Consider the following 18,512-nt stretch of genomic DNA (forward strand, 5'->3'; position numbering starts at 1 on the left):
ATCACAACTGGAGACAGTCCGCGGCTAGGTGGCCTGACCCGAATCGTCGGTGAGAGCAGCCGCGGTTAAAGCGAGGTGCTGAACCATGACCGCGGCTGCGGTGTCGGCGTCGCGGGCCAGCGCCGCCTCCTCCAGCCTGCGGTGTTCCTTTGCTGCATCCCGGTCGGGGTTGCGGTGCGCCGACCAACGGCGGGCCAACTCGCTCGCGGTGAACAACCGGTCGAAGGTCTCCAGCAGGGCGAGGTTGCCGCACCCCTCCAGCAGGGTGCGGTGGAAGGCCCTGTGGGCCTCGGACCAGGCGCTGCTGTAGTGCTCACCCTCCTCCAGGACGTACGCCGGGGCGCGAACCAGGCGGTGATGAGCGGCCCGCACGCGGGCCTCCCAGTCGATGTCGCCGCGCTCAATCGACATGCGCAGTACAACCGGTTCGATGGTCCGGCGGGCCTCCGCGATCTCCTGCCAGCGGTGGTCCGAGAAGGACGGGACCGCGAATCCGCGGTTGGGCAGTCGGTCGGCGAGCCCCTCGCCGACCAGTCTCACAAGCGCCTCGCGCGTGACGGCCAGGCTCACGCCCTGTTCCCTGGCGAGGTCCTGCGGTTTGAGGGCGTCACCAGGGGCGTAGCCCCCGCGCATGATCGCGCTCCACAGATGTGCGTAGACCTGCTCGGAAAGCATCTGCTTCCCGCAGGGAGCCGGGTTGCGAGGCGCGCCAGTCATGCTCTCAGCATAGACGATTCCACAGATAATCGATTATCTTTTCCATGCCGTGCCGTCCAGGCATTGCGCCCACTCATCTGCCGGATCCCTGGCGGGACCCGGGACTGCCGCTGCCCGGTGCGCCCGGTGAAGCGGTACAACACGTCGCTCTGCGCAGGTCTGACAGCCCCCGGATCCAGCATCGTCACCGTGTACGTCCCCTTTTTCTGATCGACCGGGCAGGCGACCGAGTCCGCCGTACGCGATGAGGAGGACTTGAGCCCGTATCCGCCGCACCCGTAGGTGCCGGCGCCTGGTCGACATCCGAGCTTGATCTGCGGTGCCTTGATCGGCTTGGCAGTCCTGAACGGCGCGACACCTTCCAGGTCGTCGGTGTCACGGTGCCGGATCTTCGGGCACCTCATCGATCCGTGGCGTCGGTCTCTGCTGTGAGCCACAGTTCGAAACAGTTGCGACGGGCCAGTTGCATCACTCCGATCGCGGCGCGGCCTGCCACGCCTGCACGAGGACCGAAGACCTCGGTGAGGAGGTCGGTGGCGCCGGAGGCGACCTGGTGGACTTCCTCGAAGTCGGCGGTGCACACGACGAAACAGAGGGCGCGGACCATGGATGTGACCCTGTCGAGGGAGCCCAGGGCGAGCCGGATGCCTCCCAGAGCGTTGATCGCGGCGGCGCGGGCGGCCTCCCGGCCCTGTCCGAGCGTGAGGTCGTCGCCCAGCCGGCCGGGGTGGAGGATGGTGCCGGCCCGGTCTTCCGGGGTGTACCCGCTGAGGAAGAGCAGGCGTCCGCTGCGGTGGAAGGCCTTGACGGTGCCGTAGCGGCCCCCGTACGGGGGGTCACGGTAGTCGGGAATCTCAAGGCCGAGACAGGCGGCGCGCGTCTCGGCGCTCTCGGCGGTGCTCACGGGCGGTCCAGCAGGCGTCGCGGGGTGGTGACGAGGATGCGGTGGACGGCCTCGGAACCGACCTGGCGTTCCAGAGCAGGTGCAATGCGGCGGAAGAGGTGCTCGTAGCCGAAGCCCCCGTTGTGCAGAAGGTGGGACTGCATCCACACGTCGCAGCCGATCACGAGCTGGTCGGTGTGTCCTTCCGACAGCAGCCACTGGGCCATGTCGAGGCGTTCGTGGTCGGCGGGCGAGCGTTGGTCGGGGCTGCCGTAGAAGAAGTCGGTGCCGAAGGTGTCATACTCCAGGACGGCTCCGGTCTGGGCGGCGTCTCGGTGGTAGGAGCGGTCGAGGACCTCGTCCATGTGGCTAAGCACGATGCGATCGGCCTGCATGCCCTGCGCCAGCAGCAGTTCGACCAGGGGCAGGGCGTCCTGGCCGCGGAACGAGACGTGCACGTTGACGGTGCACCCGCTGATGGCGGCCGCCTGTCCTGCGGCCGCCATCACACGCAGTTCCGCCGCGGTGGGTGGATGGCTGGTGCCCAGTTCTCCGATCAGCGCCGGCCTGATGCCGGTGTCGTCGATGCCGCCGTCCAGATCGGCGAGCAGCCGTTCGGTGAGGGTGTCGATGGAGGCGGTCCGGATTTCCTGCGGGTGGGTGGCCTCGACGTACCAGCCGGTGCCGACACAGATGGTGACGCCCGTGCGACGGGACATCTCGGGCAGCTGCGCCAGGCGGCGGCCCATGCCGTCCAGGGTCAGCTCGACGACGGCGGCTCCGCCCGCGGCGCGCAGCGCGGTCAGCTCGGCCGTCGCGACCTCGGGGTCGTGCAGGACGAGGTTGTCGGGCACGGACAGGGCGTTCCAGCGCAGCTGGGCCATGTCGTGCGGGCGGATGGGACCGGTCAGGGGGGCCTCGCCCGGCGGCGCGGGCCGCGCCCACAGTCTGAGGTCGCTCAGGAGGTGCTCGTGCATGGAGGTCGGGCCGAGTGTGCCGACGTCGACCGGGCCCAGCACCGTGTGAATAGGCATGCGTGTCCTCGGGGAAGGGGGGTGCGGCCGGTTCAGTCGGTCGTGGGGGGCCGGTCCAGGAGGCGGCGGGGGCCGTCCACCAGCAGGGTGTCCAGCAGGTGCTGTGGGACGCAGCGGTCGCGGAGAGCCGGGACGATCCGGCGCAGGAGGTGGTCGTAGCCCATCCCGCCCCAGCGGCGCAGCTGGGTCTTGGTCCACACCGAGCAGCCGAGGACCATACGGTCGGCGAAGCCTTCGGCAAGGAACTCCTGCGCGGCATCGAGGCGTTCGGCGTCCGTGGGGTCCTTGTAGCCGTCGCGGTAGTAGGCCTCGTTGCCGAAGCACCACTCCGTCGTGGTTCCGGCGGCCGCGAGTTCACGCAGGTAGGGCATGTCGATGTACTCGTCGACGTTGGAGAAGACGATGCGTTCGGGCGGCAGTCCAGCTGCCGTCAGCAGCTCCAGTACGTCGAGGCCGAGGCGTGCGCCCGGATCGAGCCGGACGGCGACCGCGGCCCCGCAGCGGGCCGCGGCGCGGGCCGCGGCCCGCAGGACGCGGCGTTCGGCGGGATCGAGGGGTGCGCTGGTGCCGAGGAGGCCGAGGAGGCCGGCTCGGTAGTCGACGCCGGGTATGTGGTCGGTCAGTGCCTCGTGGAACAGTTTCTCCAGCCCCTGCTCGTCCAAGGCGCGCAGCCACGCGGGATGGGAGCGGGCCAGGTAGGCGCCGTAGCCCGTCACGATGTGCAGGCCGGATGCCCGGGAAAGCGCAGGGAGTTCGCGGTGGCGGGGACCGAGTCCGAAGGTGGTGAGGTCCACCGTGCAGGACTGGCCCAGCGCACATGCGGGCGCGAGTTCCGCGGCTGTGGCCTCGGGGTCGTCGAGGACGAGGTTGTCCTCCAGGGCCAGCAAGTTCCAGTGCAGGAAGCCCAGATTCTCGATGCTGACCCGGGTGTCGTCGGGCAGTGGTTCGCGCGGCGGCCGGTGCAGGACGCGAGCATCGGACAGAAGGTGCTCGTGCATGGAGGTCGGGCCGAGGACCGAGGCGTCGATGGGACCCAGGACGGTCTCGATCACGGTGTCCTCCCGGTGCGGCGGCGCCCGCTCATGCGGTGCGGCCCGCGAGGTGGGTGCGGTCGGCCCGCTCGACCTCGGGGTTGGGCACTGCGGTGTCCAGCCAGCGCAGTACCTCGTGCTGTTCGACGAGGGCGTCCCGCTGGAGGTAGTGGATGGCGCGCAGTGCCGCGTCGTGGGCTTGCCTGCTGGATCCGCCGACGCAGTCGGTGACCACCCGTACCCGGTAGTCGTGCTGGTGGGCGTCGACGGCGGTGTAGTGGACGCAGACGTCGGTGAGTCCGCCGATGAGGATGAGGGTCTCGGCCTGGTAGGCCTTGAGCACGATCTCGAGTTCGGTGCCGAAGAACGCGGAGTAGCGGCGCTTGCGGATCAGGAACTCGTCGGGGCGCGGCTGCAGGCCCTGGGACAGTTCCGTCTCCGGCCAGCCCTCGATGCAGTGCGGTCCTTCGGAACCGTCGAGTTCGCGTCCGATGTCGACGAGGTTGGGCTTGTGGACCTCCTGGATCCAGACGACCGGGATGCCCTGTTCACGGGTGCGGCGGATCAGTTCGTGCACCCTGGGCATGCGCTCGGCGCGTCCGTCCATGTGGGGGATCTCAGTGCGGGCGGCGGACGGTTCGACGTCGCCGCCCTGGATGTCGACGACGATCAGGACGGTGTTGCCGACTGTGTTCATGCGGGTGGTTCCTCTCGTACGGGCACGGCCGTTGACGGCGTGGTGCCCTCATCGGTTTCGTGAGGGGGTGTGACGGACCTCAGGTGAGTGCCAGGCGGCGGTCGGCGAGAACCTGGAGGACGTCGACGACGGTGTTGAGGACGACGTAGACCACGCCGAGGAGCAGCGCGACCCCGGTGATGCCCGGCAGGTCGGCGGCGGCGACGGAGGCGTCCAGGTAGGAGCCGACTCCGGGCCAGTCGAAGATCTTCTCGACCACGACGAGTCCGGCGAGCAGGGCGCCGGCCTGGATGCCGACCATGGACAGGGTGGGTCCCAGGGAGTTGCGGACGGCGTGCCGCAGCAGGACCGCGCGTTCGGTGAGACCGGCCGCGCGGGCGGTGCGGGCGTGGTCGGCCGCCAGGTTGGCGGTGAGCCCGTCGACCAGGACGCGGCCGATGGCGACGGCGGGCGAGATCGCGGCGCACAGGGCCGGCAGCGCGAGGTGGATGACTGCGTCGCCGAACACCTCGGGGCGTCCGGCCAGGAGGCTGTCGACGAGCAGGAATCCGGTCGGACCGGTCGGCGCGTCCCGGTAGGAGGTGCGTCCGCCAGCCGGCAGCCAGCCCAGCCGGCCGTAGAAGACGAGGACGGCGACCATGCCGAGCAGGAAGGTGGGGGCGGCGGCGCCCGAGAACAGCACGGCACGCAGGATCCCGGCGCCACGCGCGCCGATCGCCGAGACGTAGGCGAAGACGGCGCCGAGCAGCACGGCCAGGAACAGGACGCAGCCGGCGAGTTCGAGACTGGCGGGCAGCACGGCGGCGAGGTCGGCAGCGACGGGCGTGCGGGTGCGCAGCGAGTTCTGCAGGTCACCGTGGAGCAGGCCGGACAGATAGTGCAGATAGCGGGGCACGAGGGGCTGGTCGAGCCCGAGGCGGGCACGGGCCGCGTCGAGCGCGGCCTGGGAGGCGTTGGCGCCGACATAGGCCTTGGCGGGGTCCGTGCCGGATACCTGCTGAAGGGTGAACAGGGCCACGGTCAGGGCGAGCAGTACGCCGAGCATCGCCGCGGTGCGGCGCAGCGCGAAGGTCACGGGTTGGGTCCTTTCCGGTGCGGGGGCGGGTTCACCGGCGGCGCAGCAGATCGCGTACGGCGTCGCCGGCGTAGTTGGCGACCAGGGCGAGCAGCATCACCGCGATGCCCGGCACGATCGGCACCCACCAGGAGGTCAGCAGGTACGGCATGTTCTGGGCCGCCATCGCGCCCAGTTCCGGCGCGGGGGCCGGGGAGCTGAGGCCGACGAAGGACAGCGCGGACAGGGCGACGACCAGCGAGCCGACGTCCAGACTGGCGGCCACGACGAGGGTGGAGCGGACTCCGGGCAGCAGATGGCGGACGACGCGCCGGCCCCAGGGAACACCGGCCAGCCGGGCCGCCTCCAGGTGCGGGCGGGCCGCCCAGGCGCGGATCTCTCCGCGGACGAGACGGGCGTACATCGGCCACCACACGACCGCGATCCCGATGAGCGCGCTGTGGTAGCTCGCCCCGAGGGAGGCGGCGATGGCCATCGCGATGACGAGTCCCGGCAGGGCCAGGAACAGGTCCGTTACCCGCATGAGCGCCGAGTCGGCCCAGCCGGGCAGGGCTCCGGCGAGGACGCCGACGAAACCGCCGACGAGCACCCCGGAGGCGATGACGACGGCCGCGGCGAACAGGCTGGCGCGCATCCCGTACAGCACGCGGGCCAGCAGGTCGTAGCCGAGGGCGTCGGTGCCCAGCAGGTGGCCGGGGCTGCCCGGGGACAGGAACGCCTCGCCGCTGCGCAGAACGGGACTGTGGGGGCTGACCACCGGGGCGAGCAGGGCCAGCGCGACGAGCACCGCGAGCGCTCCCAAGGCAAGCCTGTCTCCCGCCGCGGGACGAAGGCTGCCCGTTGCCGGGGTGGTGGTGCGTTGCCGGCCGCCGGTCAGGAAGCCGAGGGCAGTCATCGGGAACCTCCGGTCGTCGTGCGCCGCCGATGGCGGGTTCGGGGTACGGCGTTGAGGGGACTGCCGGCGCGGTGTCCGGCGCGCCGCGGGCATCCGGGCGCGACGCACCGCGTCCTGGCCGGCGACGGGCTGACCGCGGTCATCTGGGATCACTCCTTGTCGTGAGCCGCCGACGCGGTCGGGGTACGGCGTCCAGGAGGGCGCGGGTGTAGTGCTCGGCGGGCTGGGCGCACACGCGCTCGGTGGGGCCCACTTCGACGATGCGGCCTGCGTGCATCACGGCGATCCGGTCGGCGACGAGGCGGGCCGCCGCCAGGTCGTGGGTGACGAACAGGACGGACATGCCCAACTCCCTTCGGAGCCGGGCGAGGAGATCGAGGACGGTGGCGGCGAGCGTCACGTCCAGGGCGGACGTCGGCTCGTCGCAGAGCAGGACGCGCGGCGGCACGACGACCGCGCGGGCGATGGCCGCGCGCTGCCGCTGGCCGCCGGAGAGCTGGTCGCCCCGGGCACCCGCGATGTCGGCGGGCAGGCCCACGGTGGCGAGCACGTCCGTCACCGCCGCCCGGCGCCGGGCGCGGTCCAGGCCGGAGGCGGTCAGGGCCAGGCGCTCCTCCAGCATGTCGCCGACGGTGAGCCAGGGGGTGAGGGAGGAACCGGCGTCCTGGAAGACCATCTGCGGGGTGCCGCCGGCCACCGACACCTCGCCGGAGGTGGCGTGTTCGAGGCCGGCGACGATCCGCAGCAGGGTGGACTTGCCGCAGCCGCTCTCCCCCACGAGGGCCACCGCCTCGCCCTGCGCGATGTCGAGGTCGACGCCGCGCAGGGCGTGCAGTTGGCGGCGGGCCCAGGGTGGTCCGGAGCGGAACACCCGGGTGGTGCCGCGCAGTCGTACGGCGAGTTCGTCGCCGATGACCGGCTCGGGCCAGCGTGCGGGCAGGTCGCGGTCGGCCGCCGGGGCGCGGCCCGAGGTCAGGACACCGTCCGCGTCCACGGCCCGTCCGTGCTCGCCGCCCGCCAGTTCGACGACGGTGGGCACGGCCGTGTCCTCCTGCTCCGCGGGCGTGGTGGTGCGTCGGGTCAGTGGGCGGTCCCGGGGGGTGTCCAGCGTGATCCGGGAGGCGAGCAGGCCTTGCGTGTAGGGGTGCCGGGGATCGTTGAGCACCTGTTCGGTGGTGCCCTGCTCGACGAGGAGTCCCCGGCGCATCACGGTGATCCGGTCGCTGATCTGCGCGGCCACGCCCAGGTCGTGGGTGACGAACACCATGGCGCAGCCCAACTCGTCGCGCAGCGACCGGAGCAGGTCGAGGATCTGCGCCTGGACGGTGACGTCGAGTGCCGTGGTGGGTTCGTCGGCGATGAGCAGGGACGGGGTGCGGGCGATGGCCAGCGCGATCATCACGCGCTGCCGCAGACCGCCGGAGAGCTGGTGCGGGAACGCCTTGAGCCGCTGTTCGGGGTCGGGTATGCCGACGGCCGTCAGCAGACGGATCCGTTCGGCCCGGTCGCGTTGGACCTCGCCCAGTTGGGCGCCCACGGTCATGGTGGGGTCCAGTGAGGTCATCGGGTCCTGGAAGACGGCACCGACGTGGCCGCGGCGGACCCGGCGGCGGGTCTCGTCGTCGGCGGTGAGCATGTCGGTGCCGTTCAGCAGGACCGATCCGTGGGCGTGGGGCCGTGACCGGGGCGGGAGCAGTCCCATCGCGGCGAGACCCAGCACGCTCTTGCCCGAGCCGGACTCCCCCACCATGGCGACGATCTCGCCGGGTCGCACGTCGAGGCTGACACCGCGGACGGCGTGTACGTTCTGGCCTGCGCGGGTGAGGTGCACATGCAGGTCGCGCACCGAGAGCACCCGTCCGGGGCCGTCGGTCCTCGCCCCGTCCACCGCCGCCCCTGCTGCGGCCCCGTCCGCCGCCGTGTCACCCGCGGTCCTGGCCGGCGCCGCGCCGTCCGCGGTCCTGGTCGGCGTGCCGTTCGCCGCCTTGTTGGTTGCCATGTCAGGAGCGGCCGAGGGCGGCGAAGTGCAGGACGTTGTACTCCAGGAGGTTCTGGGCCTTGTGGGTGCCGGTGATGCCGGGGACGGTGAGCAGGGTGGTGTTGAGGGAGCCGATGGAGAACCAGTAGCGGGAGTCGATGACCGAGTGGGCCACGGCTGTGTAGGCGGAGGTGCCGGTGGTGGTCAGGGCCTTGTCGAGGTCGGCGGTCAGGCCGTCGACCTGGGCGCCGTAGAGGTCCAGGCCGCCCTTGGGGGTGTAGATGATGCGGGCCCAGGAGTCGGGGTGGCCCGCGTCCGGGAAGACGCTGAAGACCGCGAGGTCAGGGGCGGCGTCGAGGTTGTCGGTGAGTTTGTAGATGGAGCCAGCGGCGTAGGGGACGGCTTCGGTCTTGAGGCCGGCGCTGTTCATCCGGGAGGCGAGTTCCTCGGCGACCGCCTTGCCGTCGGCGCTGCTGGCCGGGTACCCGATACGGATCGTGCGGCCCTTGGCGGGTGCGGTGCGGGCGAGGGTGGCGAGGGCGGTGCCGTCGTAGGTGATGCCCTGGTCGTCGGCGGAGGAGTCGAGCATGCCCTTCGGGAAGAGCTGCCCGGTGGGTTCCTCCAGGCTGCCCATGGCGGCGGACAGGATGTTCTTGGTGTCGATGCCCGAGAAGAGCCGCTCCCGCTGCGTCGCTGTCCTAAATGCCTTGGACTTCGGGTTCACGTAGATCATCTGGGTGGTCATGTTGGGGAACGTGCTGGTCGTGACGGCTTTGCTGCCGGTGTACGACTCGAAGGCGGACTTGTTGAGGTTGCCGAGGATGGCGTCGATCTGCCCGCGTTCCAGCTCCAGTTGGGCGGCGGAGGCGTTCTGTGAGATCTCCAGGTCCACGGTGTCGAAGGTGGGCTTGGCTCCCCAGTAGTCCTGGTAGGCGGTCAGTTCGTAGCTGGTGCCGGTCTTGGCCGAGGTCAGTTCGTAGGGGCCGGTGCCCGCGTCATGGGTGGTGAGCCAGGTCTGGGCATGGTCCTTGCCCGCGTGCTTCTTCAGGGTCGCGGGGCTGATGAGTTTCAGGCCGAAGGGCGAGGCGAGGTAGTCGAGGAAGGCGGAGTTGCGGGCCTTCAGGGTCAGGACGGCGGTGTGCTGGTCGGGGGTGGTGACCTTGGTGACGCCGGCGGTCATGTAGGCGGGGCCGCCGTTGACGGCCGCGCGGCGCTGGACGGCGTCGGCGACCGCCTCCGAGGTGAGCGGGGTGCCGTCGTGGAAGGTGACGCCGTCGCGCAGGCTGAAGGTGTAGGTGAGGCCGTCCTTCGAGACCTTCCAGGAGGAGGCGAGGGAGGGGACGATCTTGGCCGTGTCGCTGCCGTCCTGGTATTTGACGAGGCCTTCGTAGGAGTTCTGGATGATGTTCAGGCCGGGGCCGTCGTAGTTGACGTCGGGGTCCGGCGGGGTGGAGTAGCTCTGCACGATGGCCGCGGTGAAGACGTCCGTTCCGGCGGCGCTTTTGGTCCCGGCGGCCGAGCAGCCGGTGAGCGTGAGAACCGTGGCCACCGCGGCGGCGAGGCCGGCCTTGGCGGTACGGCCGCGCGATGCGGTGGCGAGGTCTCGGCTTGCCGGGACAAGGGTCGTGGCTCTGGATCGCATCAGGACCCTCTCGGTGAGGAGGTCCGGCGGACGGGCCGCACGGAGGGAACGGGGATTCCTGTCAGTGACCGAAAACTAGGGCGGAGTTGACCGGAAAGGGTTTCCCGGGCATTGCCCAGCATTGCCGGACGGTAAATTCTGTCGCTGATAGAAATCCCGTCGGACGGTTGGTAGCGTGACGGGCCCCGGCGTCGAACCGCCGTGCCGTTCGGGCACCTTCGCGGCCGGGCCCGTCGGACCGTGGAGAGGACCCAGGTGCCGCAGGACGCACAGCAGACCGCTCCCGCGCTGCTGCTCAGGAACGCGACCGTGATCGACGGCGCGGTGAACCAGCCGGTGCCCGCGCTGGACGTGCTCGTGGAGAACGGACGCATCCAGGCGGTGGCCCCCACCGGCACGCTGCCGCTGCCCGCGACGGCCGGGCCCGAGCGGCTGCGGTTCCTCGACTGCACCGGGCTCACCGTGCTGCCCGGGTTCTTCGACTGCCACGTGCATGTGAGCACCCGCCCGGACGCCGACCGGTTCGACACGCTCATGGCTCCCGAGAGCCTGCTGACGCTGCGCTCCGTGCCCGTGCTGGCCTCGACGCTGGACGCCGGCATCACCACCGCCCGGGATCTGGCGGGCGCGGACTCCGGCTTCCGCAGCGCCGTCGAGGCCGGACACGTGCGCGGCCCGGCGCTCCAGATCGCGCTGCGGATCCTCAGCATCACCGGCGGGCACGGCGACTGGCGGACCGTCGGCGGAACCCCGCTCGACTCCGGCCCCGGCGCGGGCGTGGTGGCCGACTCGCCCGCCGGGTTCGTACGGGCCACCCGCGAGGTGGTGCGGGAGGGCGCCGACTGGATCAAGGTGGCGGCGACCGGAGGCATGTCGAGCCCGCGCAGCGCACCGGAGGCAGGCGGGCTGACGGAGGCCGAACTGCGCGCGGTGGTGCAGGAGGCGGAGCGCCAGGGCGTCGTCGGTGTCGCCGCGCATGCCCAGGGAACCGCGGGCATCGCGGCCGCGGTCCGTGCCGGTGTGCGCAGCATCGAGCACGGTTACCTGGTCGACGGCCCGACCCTGCAGGAGATGGGCGAGCGCGGCACCTATCTGGTGCCCACCCTGTCCGCGCTGACCCGGCCCGCACCGGAGCACGGACCGACGCACGAGGTGGAGCGCCGTCACCGGATGCGCGAGACGGCGCTGGAGCGGCTCTCGGCCGCACTCACCAGCGGTGTCCCCGTGGTCCTGGGGACGGACGCGGGCATCGCCCCGCACGGGCAGAACCTGCGTGAACTGGCCCTGATGGTACGGCTGGGCCTCTCCCCCACCGCCGCCATCGCCGCGGGCACCTCGGTCGCGGCCCGGATGTGCCGGCTGGACGACGAAGTGGGCACGGTCCGTGCCGGGATGCAGGCCGACCTCGTCGTCACCGACGCGGACCCGCTCACTGACATCGCGGCACTGAGCGATCCCGGCACGGTCCGCACCGTCATCCGGGCCGGGCGGATCGTCAAGCACACGGACGTGCCCTCGGACGCCGGACGGGAGCGGGCGGCATGACACACGACACCCCGCAGCCGGACGCCGGGACGCGTGAGCGCAAGCCGGGCAGGCCGCGCTCCGCACCCAAGCAACACAACGGACTGAGCACCCGCGAGGAGATCCTCCGGACCGCCTCACAACTGTTCGGCGAGCAGGGGTACGCCAAGACGACGACCCGTCAGATCGCCGAGAGCGTGGGCATCAAGCAGTCCACGATGTACTACCACTTCGCCGACAAGCGGGCGATCCTCGCCTCACTGCTCTCCAGCACCGTCACCCCGGCGCTGGAGTGCGCGGAGTGGCTGCGGGAACAGGATCTCGAACCTGTCGTGCGGCTCTGCGCGCTGATGGCCTTCGACCTCGAGACGCTCCTGCGCGACCGGCACAATCTCCACGTCGTCTACCACCTGCCGGAACTGGAAGAGGACGACTTCGCTTCCACCCGTTCCGCGCAGACCGCCCTGCGGGACGTCTACCGGGAGTTCGGCCACGCGGCTCTCACGTCGCTTCACCCGGTACAGGAAGCGACCGAGTTGACCGAGGACCTGGACCTCCTCTTCGCCCTGGTCGAGGCATCGGTGTCCCAGCGTCACTGGGGCGGGGAGGAGAACCGGGCCCAGTACGCCCGGTCCGCCCTGCGCGGCTCGCTGCGACTGCTCGGCGTCGCCGGACATGTGATCCCAAACGTCGTGGTCCGCGCCGAGGAAGCCCTGACCGACTACCGGGCCGCGGTCGGCAGACACCCAACCCCACGCCGGTCGCGCTCCGGCACCGGCTGAGGTCCGGCCGACTCTCGGCCCCCCTGTGTGTGGCCCGTCCGCCGGTACATATGCGGCGGATTCTTCCCGGCCCTCCCTGCCGTCGACAGGTCACACAGGTCTCTGGGGTCTTGCAGGCCTGTCCGTACCGAGGGTCACCGCCGTCCGCACGGCCTGGGGTCGACCACCAGCCCCACCGGGACCGACTGTCCCTTCTCACCGCAGCACACCTGACGTAGCTGCCGAGTGCGGGCTGCCGGTGTGCCCTGGGAGCGGCGGGGCGCGGTCGGCAGGGCGAACGTGCTGATGCCGGCGGCAAATAGGACGGCGTCCCCGGCTGTCTTGGGGACGGTTCTTCTGTCCCGGACTTGGTGTCGGCCATGGTTCTCCCGTGTGGCGGTGCTTGCCGTCTCACGCGACAGCGCGGGCAGTGAGACGCGAAGACCTGAACACCGTGTGTGATGCCGTATCGGCATCGACAGACAGGAGTGACGTGACGGTGGGAAGGGGGCCGCCCGGCACACTCCGGTGTGTACCGGGCGGCTGTGCGGGCGGCCGTCCTGCCCCGGCCACCGCACGGGTTAGCTGGCCTTCCTCAGGGCCGGACTGAACGCGCACTGCCCGGTCTGCTTGCCCTCGACGGTGTCGCCGGTGGCGGTGACGCCTCCGTTGCCGGTGCAGGCGAGGTTGCCCTTGACGGTGGTGTTCTGAACGGTGTTGTCGGTGGCCTTGTTCTTCTTCAGGGTCACGTCGCCGCCGACCTTGGTGGCTCCGCAGTTGCCGATGCGCACCGTTGCCTTCCCGGCACTGCCGCTGGCGGTGAGGTCTCCTCCGATCGTGCTGGAGCAGATCGTGTTGGCGCCCGAGCTGATCGGGTCGTTGGCCGCCTTGGTGTCGGTCAGCTCGACGTCGTTCTTGACCGTCGAGTTGACCAGGCGCAGGCCGGTGGCCTTGTCGGCCTTGAGGCTGCCCTTGATGGTGACGTTGCTCAGGTCGCACCAGGTGCCGGCCTTGACCGTGAGGTTGCCGTTGACGGTCATCGAGTTCAGCTCCTGGTTCGCGCACGTAATGTTCGTGGCGGCCGGGATGCTGATCTCGGTCTTGAGTGGCAGGCTGGCCAGCCGGTTGGCGCCTCCGACGTAGACGGTGCGGCTGCCGGTGGCCTGGACCCACTGCTGGTCGGCCGGGGACCAGTACTGCAGCTGGCGCAGGTCGACGTGCTCGGTGACGGTCTTGGTCTGGCCGGCGGCGAGTTCGACCCGGTCGAACTGGGCCAGCGAGCGCACCGCGAACTGGATGCCCTTGGGCTGGTTGCCGGGAGCGCCGAGGTAGACCTGGGGCGCTTCGGCTCCGTCGACCTTACTGGTGTTCTTCAGCTTGAACGTGACGTCGAGGCCGCCGTCAGAGGTTCGGGTCACCTTGAGGCCCGAGTACTTGAAGGTGGAGTACGACAGTCCGTAGCCGAAGGGGAACTGGACGGCGGCTCCGAGCTTGTCGAAGTAGCGGTAGCCGGTGTAGATGCCCTGGGTCCAGTCGGTGCTGCTGTCCACGGACGCCCGCTCCGGGTGCTTGCCGGTGGTGTCACCGTCGTAGAGGGCGGCCTTCTGGTTGTAGCTGTAGATGGTGTCGGTGTCATTGACCGGCCAGGTGACCGTGGTGTGGCCGCTGGGGTTGGCCTTGCCGAGGAGCAGACGCGCGGTGGCGGTGCCGCCCTCGGAGCCGGCGTTCCACATCTCCAGGACGGACTTGACGCCCGGGAGGCTGATCCACGGCTTGGTGACAACGGCCTGGGCGGTGTTGAGGACGACCACCGTGTTGGGGTTCGCCCCGGCGACGGCGCTGATCAGCTTGACCTGGTCGTCGGGCAGGCTGGGGTTCTTGGTGCTCGACGTGAGGTTGAAGGTGTCGGTGCTGTTGGCGTCGTTGGCGAAGACGACGGCCATCGACTTGCCCTTGGCGTCGGCGGCCGCGGCCTTGATGTCGGCGTTGGTGAGGCTGTCGGCGAACCGGAAGCTCGCCTTGCCGTCGGTGGTGTTGTCGAAGGTGATGGTCACGGCGTGGTAGCCGGCGCTGAGGGTGTTGCTGGGGGCCTGGACGTTGGTGAGGCCGGCCTCGGTGTAGCCGGCGACGGTGGTGCCGACCTGGACCTGGGTGCCGGTGCCGCGGCCGTAGGTGCCGTTGTAGAAGCTGTCAGCGGTGCTGAGGGTCTGGGCGGTGCCGTCCAGAGAGAACGTGACCGCGCTGCTTGGGAGGTCGGAGTCGTACTGGAACCGGAAGGTGTACTTGTCCGAGGAGGGCACGTACACGTAGCCGGTCCAGGTGTAGCTGCCCTTCCCCAACTGCCCGTTGTCTGAGCTGGTGGTGAAGTCCAGGGACTTATCCACGCTGGTCGTCGTGTCGATGGTGCGGGTCAGTCCGCCGGTGACCGTGGAGTCGGAGGTGGACAGCGCCGAGGAGACGACGGCGGAGCCGGTCGGGCTTCCCGCTGGTGTGTAGGAGAACGCGTCGGCGTTGCCGCTGAGGTTCTTCAGCTGGGCCAGCGGGCCGACGGCGTTGCGGTCGCTGTAGCCCACGGCGCCTTCGGCGTTGGGGTTGACGATGAGGTACTCGCCGTTGGCGCCGGAGACCGCAATGCCCTTCTTCAGGTTCTTGGAGGTGATGGGCAGGGTGCTGTTGGTGTTCTTCAGCAGGGTGCCGCTCTCCTCGGCGATCTTCTCGACGACGGCAGCGTCGCCGTTCTTGGTGCCGAGCTTCACCTTTCCGGAGGTCGAGCCGGTCGGCAGTGCGGCCGTACCGGTGCGGTCGCCGTCGACGCCACCCGGGTTGTCGCAGTCGGCCGAGGAGTTGTCGCAGCCCAGCAGGCCGAATCGTTCTTCCTGGTAGAGCATCCGGGCCAGGGATTCGTTGAACACCGAGATCGGCAGTGCTCCGCTGACGGCGGCGTTGGCGACGCTGCAGCCCTTGGTGCCGCAGGAGGCGGAATCGCCGGCGATGCCGGCGATGTGGACCGCGCCCGCGGCGGTGCAGTCGACGGACGCGCCGGTGCTGTCGGCACAGGCGCTGCCGGTCGGGTCGGTGCCGGTCAGGTTGGTGGTGCCGAAGTAGTTGGAACCCGGTTCCATGTCCAGGCCTTGGAGGATGGAGCTGGCGCTGTGCACGCCGCCGTAGTCGGGCCCGACCAGAGCCTTGGAGCCCCACTGGTTGCGCAGCACGTAGGTCAGCGTGAGCGGCTGCTCGCACGAGTAGTGCATCTGATTCAGCGGCCAGGTGGTGCCCTCGGAACCGTCCGCGTACGAGCTGGAGGAGTCCAGCACCGGGACGCCGGTGGAGGGCACACCCGAGGTGTCGTCCTGGAAGATCTGGTAGGAGCACATCACGGCGGAGCTGCCGGAGTGCACCAGGCTCTTTTCGTAGGCGGTCAACAGGTTCTGGTGGAGGGCCTGGTCCTGGACGGTCGTGGGGGTGTTGTCGCCCTGGCCGTTGTTGGTCACGAAGTGCTTGACCTGGGACATCAGCCCCTTGCCTTGTATGCCCTCGATCTGGGCCGCGGTGATCTCGCTGTTGACCAGCGGGTCTTCACCGGGGGTGTCCAGGCCTCGGGCCCAGTTGCCGTAGACGTTGTCGTCGGCCTGCGGGCCGAGCAGGCCGGTGGCCATCAGTGCGCGGCCTTCGGCGCCCTCGACCTGGCCCCAGGCGTTGGCGGCCTTGCGGTCCATGGTGGCACCGAGCGCGGTCACGGTCGGTGAGGCGGTGGTCTTGCCGGCGTTGGAGCCGGAGGTCACGTTGATGCCCAGTCCGTCGGTCCAGCACAGCGGCGAGACCGTCGGCGAGGTGTCGGTGGGGCCGCCGTTGGTACCGACGTTGTGGCAGGTCCCGTTGGTGCCGCCGGTCAGGATCCGGTCGGCGTTGGTGATCTCGTCCTTCGTCGGGGTGCTGCTCGGCTCCAGCTGGGAGATGAGGCTGAGCACCGCGGGGGTGTAGGGGGCGTCGGCATCCGTGGCCGGTGAACTGGCCTCGGAGGGCAGGGTCACCGGCAGCGAGTAGGGCACCGAACTCGACGAGCCGCCCGCGGCCTGGGCGGTGGTCGCGGCCACCAGGCCGCTCGCTGCGAACGCGACGGTGGCCACGCCCAAGGTGATCAGGGATCTCGTCGTGCCTCTGCGGGTCACCACGTTCGCTCCTGAACGTGGTCCCGCACCGGGGTCAACAGGGTGCGCATCGGTCGTCCTCCGATCGCTCGGTCTTCTTGCGCCACGGCCACGGCTCGTAAAGCTGAGCTGCGAGCGATGGTCGACGTGACCCCAGGGACGCTAGAAATACGCGTTATCGACGTCAAGAGAATGGAGAATTTGGGTTCACAATTTTTCAATGCACAAAATAATTGCTGTCCGCACGCCGGGTGATCTCTTCGCTGCCGGACTCCGGTCAGCGGATCTCCTGTGTTCCCAGCCTTGGTTCACGAAATCCCCGGGCCCTGAACGCCTTGCTCCCGGCGGCGGTTCCGTCGCGTGTCGGCAGTTCTGCCAGCAGGGCGCGTCGGATGTTCTGCCATGCACCTGCCTGCGCCCATTCCTGGACACGCCGCCAGGCCGTGGTGCCCGAGCATCCGACGGCAGCGGCGGGCACCTGCCGCCAGGGCACGTCATGCTCCACGACGTAGAGCACTGCGGCCAGCACGAGCCGGTCATCGACCCGGCGGCGGCCCGGGCCTGACGGCGCATCGGGCCGCTGAGGCAGCAGGGGCTCGATCCGCTCCCACAGATCACCGAAAGCGACGGGTGTCATCCGGCCCTCCTGTCTTCCGGCCGGTCGCCGTGCTGCCTTCGGCCGGCCAGCGGGCGGCCGAAGGCAGCACGCGCCGGTGGCGTCACTTCGTGGCCGCGGTGAATCCGATGGTCGACGACGGCGCGGCAGCAGTGACCTTCCGGCCCCAGTTCGAGTAGGTGACCGTGAGGGTCTGCGAGCCGTTCTTGGAAGTGGACTTCACCGGAAGGTGGGCACCGGTGGTGTCGAGGTCGAGTGTCCGCCCGACCTGGGTGGTGTAGTCCTGCGAGTCCATCGCCGTCCAGCTCAGCCGGTAGACGGGCGTTGAACCGTCAGCTGTCCTGGTGACGGTCACGTCGTCCGTCGCCGGCAGCACGGAGGAGGGCAGGGATGCGATCAGGGTGCCGGCGGAGAACTTGGTGTACTGGCTGGTTCCCCGCTTCATCTCCACCCAGGAGTCGCCGATCTTCTTCGTGGCCTTGGAGGGCATGCCGAAGAAGGCGCTCAGCCCGGTCTTGTTCCCGCTGAAGTAGCCGGCCTCGGAGGTGATGAGCAGGTGCCCGGTGGCGCTGCCGCTCGTGAAGGTCTCAACCGCGTCGGTTGTGCCGCTGTCGACGGACACTGTGCGAGTGGTTTCGCCGGTGCGGGACTCGATCGACAGGTGCACGCCCTCGGCGTTGTCCATCGAGACGCGGGCCGCGGCAACAAGCCGGGTCTTCGCGCCGGCCGTTCCGGACGGTACGGGTACGGCGGTGGCCCGGTCAGGAACGGAGACACCCCAGGAGCGCAGCAGGCTGTTGAGGGTCGCCTGGGTGCTCACCGGTCCGGCGATCTGCGTGACGGCATACGCGTAGAGGTCCTGTGCCGCAGTCATCGCGGCAGGTGAGGACTTCGCGACGGCGTAGCTGTAGAAGTAGTAGATCAGCGGCGCACACGCCATGATCTTCCCGGACTGCAGCGCCTGCTCGTCCGCCGCGGCGGCACCATGGTGACAGACCTTCAGTACTTTGTCCCGGGTGGCCTTGGTGTAGGTGACCTTCTTGACGGTGTAGTGGCTCAGCCCGTCGTTGTCGGAGTAGGCGGCCAGAACCGAGGCATGGGCCTGTGCGAAGGTGACCGGCCGGAGCGCAGTGCCGAGCGACGCGGACACGCTCCCTTCGCCGGATCCGAAGGAGCAGCCGGCCATGAGGATGACGGCGGCCAGCACACCCACCAGGCAGGTCAGGGCGCTGCGTCTGCGCAGAAGAGGTCGGAGTCCTGAGGGATGGAGCATGGCCTGGGCCTTCCGGGACGGTGTCGGTTGGCATGATGCGCCGCCATCGCACGCCGCACGGCAAGCCAGCGGGCGACGGAAGTGGCGGACGAGCAGGCGTCAGGGGCTGGACACAGACAAAGGAATGCGCCCTCTTCGGCTGGCCAGACCGAAAGGACACGGGTCGGAACATCACCGAAACGCGGGCCGAAGCCGGGGAAAGGCTGGCACCAGCTCACGTTCCCAGGGGGTCGGACGT

14 protein-coding genes are annotated in these 18,512 nt (G+C 70.0%); 2 read left to right on the plus strand and 12 right to left on the minus strand.

Going from position 1 to position 18,512, the window contains the following annotated elements; translation table 11 throughout:
• Positions 1 to 24: 24 nt before the first annotated feature.
• The 9 genes from AB0D74_RS42875 to AB0D74_RS42915 form a co-directional block, all read right to left on the minus strand.
• Positions 25 to 717 (minus strand): GntR family transcriptional regulator, encoded by a 693-nt coding sequence (locus AB0D74_RS42875; RefSeq protein WP_362599575.1) that lies wholly within the window; start codon positions 715 to 717, stop codon positions 25 to 27.
• Between the two features lie 400 nt (positions 718 to 1,117).
• Entirely contained in the window at positions 1,118 to 1,621 is a 504-nt protein-coding gene (locus AB0D74_RS42880) for a RidA family protein (protein ID WP_362599577.1), read from the minus strand.
• Positions 1,618 to 2,634, minus strand: a complete 1,017-nt coding sequence (locus AB0D74_RS42885; RefSeq protein WP_362599579.1) for a hypothetical protein — start codon at positions 2,632 to 2,634, stop codon at positions 1,618 to 1,620. The genes AB0D74_RS42880 and AB0D74_RS42885 overlap by 4 nt, the downstream gene beginning before the upstream one ends.
• Before the next feature lie 32 nt (positions 2,635 to 2,666).
• Positions 2,667 to 3,686, minus strand: coding sequence for a hypothetical protein (locus AB0D74_RS42890; protein WP_362599580.1), 1,020 nt, complete (start codon positions 3,684 to 3,686; stop codon positions 2,667 to 2,669).
• A gap of 28 nt (positions 3,687 to 3,714) precedes the next feature.
• The gene (locus tag AB0D74_RS42895) at positions 3,715 to 4,362 is read right to left on the minus strand and encodes an isochorismatase family cysteine hydrolase (RefSeq protein ID WP_362599582.1); all 648 of its coding nucleotides are present in this window, start codon (positions 4,360 to 4,362) and stop codon (positions 3,715 to 3,717) included.
• Positions 4,363 to 4,441: 79 nt separating this feature from the next.
• Positions 4,442 to 5,437: an ABC transporter permease gene (locus tag AB0D74_RS42900; RefSeq protein ID WP_362599584.1), complete on the minus strand. Its 996-nt coding sequence runs from the start codon at positions 5,435 to 5,437 to the stop codon at positions 4,442 to 4,444.
• Between the two features lie 31 nt (positions 5,438 to 5,468).
• Entirely contained in the window at positions 5,469 to 6,332 is an 864-nt protein-coding gene (locus AB0D74_RS42905) for an ABC transporter permease (RefSeq protein WP_362599586.1), read from the minus strand.
• Positions 6,333 to 6,471: 139 nt separating this feature from the next.
• Positions 6,472 to 8,331: an ABC transporter ATP-binding protein gene (locus AB0D74_RS42910; RefSeq protein ID WP_362599588.1), complete on the minus strand. Its 1,860-nt coding sequence runs from the start codon at positions 8,329 to 8,331 to the stop codon at positions 6,472 to 6,474.
• A gap of 1 nt (position 8,332) precedes the next feature.
• On the minus strand, positions 8,333 to 9,952 hold the full coding sequence (locus tag AB0D74_RS42915; protein WP_362599590.1) for an ABC transporter substrate-binding protein: 1,620 nt from the start codon (positions 9,950 to 9,952) through the stop codon (positions 8,333 to 8,335).
• 240 nt (positions 9,953 to 10,192) lie between these two features.
• Between AB0D74_RS42915 and AB0D74_RS42920 the strand changes: the two genes are divergently transcribed.
• Together AB0D74_RS42920 and AB0D74_RS42925 are read left to right on the plus strand one after the other, a co-directional pair.
• Positions 10,193 to 11,497, plus strand: a complete 1,305-nt coding sequence (locus AB0D74_RS42920) for an amidohydrolase family protein (RefSeq protein WP_362599592.1) — start codon at positions 10,193 to 10,195, stop codon at positions 11,495 to 11,497.
• Positions 11,494 to 12,258, plus strand: coding sequence for a TetR/AcrR family transcriptional regulator (locus tag AB0D74_RS42925; protein ID WP_362599594.1), 765 nt, complete (start codon positions 11,494 to 11,496; stop codon positions 12,256 to 12,258). The genes AB0D74_RS42920 and AB0D74_RS42925 overlap by 4 nt, the downstream gene beginning before the upstream one ends.
• A gap of 560 nt (positions 12,259 to 12,818) precedes the next feature.
• On the opposite strand, the gene AB0D74_RS42930 is transcribed toward AB0D74_RS42925, so the two are convergent.
• The 3 genes from AB0D74_RS42930 to AB0D74_RS42940 all read right to left on the minus strand — a co-directional run bounded on the left by AB0D74_RS42930 (position 12,819) and on the right by AB0D74_RS42940 (position 18,274).
• The gene (locus tag AB0D74_RS42930; RefSeq protein WP_362599596.1) at positions 12,819 to 16,409 is read right to left on the minus strand and encodes a glycoside hydrolase family 3 C-terminal domain-containing protein; all 3,591 of its coding nucleotides are present in this window, start codon (positions 16,407 to 16,409) and stop codon (positions 12,819 to 12,821) included.
• A gap of 253 nt (positions 16,410 to 16,662) precedes the next feature.
• Positions 16,663 to 17,022, minus strand: coding sequence for a transposase (locus AB0D74_RS42935; RefSeq protein WP_362599598.1), 360 nt, complete (start codon positions 17,020 to 17,022; stop codon positions 16,663 to 16,665).
• Positions 17,023 to 17,104: 82 nt separating this feature from the next.
• Positions 17,105 to 18,274 (minus strand): hypothetical protein, encoded by a 1,170-nt coding sequence (locus AB0D74_RS42940; protein WP_362599600.1) that lies wholly within the window; start codon positions 18,272 to 18,274, stop codon positions 17,105 to 17,107.
• Positions 18,275 to 18,512 lie beyond the last annotated feature (238 nt).

It is taken from the genome of Streptomyces sp. NPDC048278, from assembly GCF_040652195.1.
Lineage (GTDB): Bacteria > Actinomycetota > Actinomycetes > Streptomycetales > Streptomycetaceae > Streptomyces.